Raw genomic sequence first — 3,697 nt, forward strand, 5'->3', positions numbered from 1 at the left:
GGGAACGTCCGGCGGCAGTCTTGCGGTTGGATCTTACACCCCGGGAGGTCAACCTCCTGGGGATGAAAGAGCCGACGGAGAGTTTGATCCTGGCTCAGGGTGAACGCTGGCGGCGTGCCTAACACATGCAAGTCGAGCGGAGAGGGGGTAGGCGTAAGCCGAGCCCTCTTAGCGGCAAACGGGTGAGTAACACGTGGATGACCTGCCCCGGCGTGGGGGATAACCCTCCGAAAGGGGGGCTAATACCGCATACGCTCGGCGGGGACGGCCCGTCGAGGAAAGGCCCGGGGAGGAGACGAACCGGGTCGCGCCGGGAGGGGTCCGCGGCCCATCAGGTAGTTGGTGGGGTAATGGCCCACCAAGCCGATGACGGGTAGCCGGCCTGAGAGGGTGACCGGCCACACGGGCACTGAGACACGGGCCCGACTCCTACGGGAGGCAGCAGTGGGGAATCTTGGGCAATGGGCGAAAGCCTGACCCAGCGACGCCGCGTGCGGGAAGAAGCCCTTCGGGGTGTAAACCGCTTTTGCCGGGGACGAGAAAGGACGGTACCCGGCGAATAAGGCCCGGCCAACTACGTGCCAGCAGCCGCGGTAATACGTAGGGGCCGAGCGTTACCCGGATTTACTGGGCGTAAAGTGCGCGTAGGCGGGGCTCTAAGTCGGGCGTGAAAGCCCCGGGCTCAACTCGGGGAGGCCGCTCGATACTGGAGCCCTTGAGGGCGGGAGAGGATGGTGGAATTCCCGGTGTAGCGGTGAAATGCGTAGATATCGGGAGGAACACCAGTGGGGAAGCCGGCCATCTGGCCCGTCCCTGACGCTGAGGCGCGAAAGCGTGGGGAGCGAACCGGATTAGATACCCGGGTAGTCCACGCCCTAAACGATGCGCACTAGGTATGGGGGGCTGACCACGCTCTCCGTGCCGAAGCTAACGCGTTAAGTGCGCCGCCTGGGTAGTACGGCCGCAAGGCTGAAACTCAAAGGAATTGGCGGGGGCCCGCACAAGCAGCGGAGCGTGTGGTTTAATTCGATGCAAAACGAAGAACCTTACCCGGGCTTGACATGCCGGTGGTACCGACCCGAAAGGGAAGGGACCCCGCAAGGGGAGCCGGCACAGGTGCTGCATGGCTGTCGTCAGCTCGTGCCGTGAGGTGTCGGGTTAAGTCCCGCAACGAGCGCAACCCCTGCCCCTAGTTACACGTGTCTAGGGGGACTGCCGGCGATAAGCCGGAGGAAGGTGGGGACGACGTCAAGTCAGCATGGCCTTGATGCCCGGGGCTACACACACGCTACAATGCCCGGTACAATGGGTTGCCAACCCGCGAGGGGGAGCCAATCCCATCAAAGCCGGGCTCAGTTGGGATTGCAGGCTGCAACCCGCCTGCATGAACGCGGAGTTGCTAGTAACCGCCGGTCAGCCATACGGCGGTGAATACGTTCCCGGGCCTTGCACACACCGCCCGTCACGTCATGGGAGTCGGCAACGCCTGAAGCCGGTGGCCTAACCCTCCCCCTCTTAGGGCCTCTCCGCGACGAGGGACCCTGGGAGGGGGAGGGAAGGAGCCGTCGAAGGCGGGGCCGGCGACTGGGACGAAGTCGTAACAAGGTAGCCGTAGCGGAAGCTGCGGCTGGATCACCTCCTTTCTAGGGAGTGCTGGTCGAGGGCGATCCCCCGGCGTGAGCCGGATGCCCTTCGACCCACCCCAAAAGTGGTCCGTCAGGGGAATCCCCCCTGACGTCCCAGGGCCGGACACCTGGCCTTCCTGCCACAATTCAGTTGTTAAGGTGTGCTTTTTGAACCTGAAGGTCTCCCATTCCCCTGGTGACTCGAGCGGCGGGGAAACACCCGGTCCCATCCCGAACCCGGAAGTTAAGCCCGCCAGCGCCGATGGTACTAGAGGGGCGACCCTCTGGGAGAGTAGGCCGTTGCCAGGGGAATGGTTGCGTCGCGGGGTGGAGCAGCGGTAGCTCGCCAGGCTCATAACCTGGAGGTCGCGGGTTCGAATCCCGCCCCCGCAACTTATCGTTAACGGGCTCCGCCAGATCTTCCTCCTGCACCCCTGTGGGAAGGGCGGACGGTAAAAGCGACCGCTCGCCTCTCTTTATTTTCTTTACTTCCCGGTGATTTCCCACGGTGCCCACAAGGGCTTGGGTGTGCTGGATTCCTAAGGGTCTTGGCGACCCAAAGGAGGTTGCCATGGTGCGCCGAAACCGCCCGATCCTCCCAGAAGAGGAGGAGGAGCTGGAAACCGAAGAGCTCTGGGTCGAGCCCTGGGACGAGGAAGTTCCCACTGAGGAGCTGGATCTGGAGCCAGAATTGGAGGAGGAGGAAACCTCCCTCCCGGTCCTGGGTGAGCTGGCGGAGGATCGGGATCTGATCTCTTTGTATTTCCGCGAGGTCACCGACCATCCACTGCTCACGGCGGAGGAGGAGAAGGAACTGGCCACGCGCATGGCCCGTGGGCGCGAAGCGGCCCGACGGCTGGCCCGTGATGGCCATCTTCCGCCAGAAGTCCGCCAGCGCCTGGAGCGACTGGTCGAAGAAGGCCGGCAGGCCCGGGAGAAGTTGATCACCTCGAACTTCCGGCTGGTCATCAGCGTGGCCAAGAAATATCAAGGCCTTGGAGTTCCTCTTCTGGATCTGATCCAGGAAGGGAACCTGGGCCTGATGAAAGCGGTGGAGCGCTTTGATCCGAAGCGGGGTCGGCGCTTCTCGACTTACGCCACCTGGTGGATCCGCCAGGCCATCACCCGAGCCCTGGCCATGCAGGCCCGCACCATCCGCCTGCCGATCCACGCCCAGGAGCAGCTCCGAAAGGCCCAGCGCATCGCTCATCAGATCGAGCAGGAAGCCGGCCGCCCGGCCACCCCTGAGGAGGTGGCGGAGCGGATGGGCACGGACACCGATAAGGTGGAATGGCTCTGGAACGCCGCCCGGCCGCTGCTCTCGCTGGAGGAACCCATGGATGACGAGGGCGAAACCACCCTGGAGGGCGCTATCCGGGATGTGGAGACCCCCGCGCCGGATGAGATGGTGGCTGACCAGCTGCTGCAGGAACAGATCGAGGAGCTTCTCAACGAGCTCCCCAGCCGCCATGCCCGGGTCCTCCGGCTCCGTTATGGATTCGAGGACGGCCGCTCCTACACCCTCGAGGAAGTGGCCCAGCGGTTCGGGTTAAGCCGGGAGCGGATCCGCCAGATCGAGGCGGAGGCCCTGCGTTACCTGCGCAAGCAGTTGAAGGTGCGCCAGATGCGGGAGTTCCTGAAAGCGGCATGAGGACCTTAGTGGGGTGAGCCTAATCAGGGGCCGGCGGTGTTCCACCGCCGGCCCCTTTTCCATTAACCTTCACCTAGGATCAGCCTGGGGCACCGCTGTGCGCCCCAAAGGTTCAATGGATGCGCCGGGCGACGACCAGCATCTGCGGGCTATCCTCCCGATAGGGTGTGAGATCGTAGGCGCCGAACATTGTCTCTACGGTGAAACCGCAGCTTTCCAGCAACAGCCGGAGCTCCCCTGGCCACACGAAACGCATTCGGCTTGGGAAAGCCCAGCGCCGCCATGTCCCGTTGGGCTCGCGCTCCTCAACCAGAAACATCACCTCTAAACGTTGAGCCGCCGCATCGACCCGCCGCGCTTCAAACCAGAGGAGGAGCCTCCCGCTCTCCGCATCCTCCTGCCAGCTTCGCAGGAAAAGCTG

At 63.9% G+C, this 3,697-nt stretch carries 1 protein-coding gene, 1 tRNA gene, 2 rRNA genes and 1 pseudogene; 4 read left to right on the forward strand and 1 reads right to left on the reverse strand.

Features of this window, described 5'->3' with window-relative positions; translation table 11 throughout:
* Window positions 1-71: 71 nt before the first annotated feature.
* The 4 genes from ACFMO5_RS03335 (at window position 72) to ACFMO5_RS03350 (ending at window position 3,276) form a co-directional block, all read left to right on the forward strand.
* Window positions 72-1,643: ribosomal RNA gene (locus ACFMO5_RS03335) — 16S ribosomal RNA — on the forward strand.
* A 174-nt stretch (window positions 1,644-1,817) separates the two neighbouring features.
* Window positions 1,818-1,934, forward strand: a 5S ribosomal RNA gene (gene rrf, locus ACFMO5_RS03340).
* A 12-nt stretch (window positions 1,935-1,946) separates the two neighbouring features.
* A tRNA-Met gene (locus tag ACFMO5_RS03345) sits at window positions 1,947-2,018 on the forward strand.
* 178 nt (window positions 2,019-2,196) lie between these two features.
* The gene (locus ACFMO5_RS03350; RefSeq protein ID WP_376791350.1) at window positions 2,197-3,276 is read left to right on the forward strand and encodes an RNA polymerase sigma factor RpoD/SigA; all 1,080 of its coding nucleotides are present in this window, start codon (window positions 2,197-2,199) and stop codon (window positions 3,274-3,276) included.
* A gap of 112 nt (window positions 3,277-3,388) precedes the next feature.
* On the opposite strand, the pseudogene ACFMO5_RS03355 reads toward ACFMO5_RS03350, so the two are convergent.
* A pseudogene (locus tag ACFMO5_RS03355) lies at window positions 3,389-3,697 on the reverse strand (hypothetical protein); the annotation flags it as partial.

It is taken from the genome of Thermoflexus sp. (assembly GCF_042408365.1).
GTDB lineage: Bacteria > Chloroflexota > Anaerolineae > Thermoflexales > Thermoflexaceae > Thermoflexus.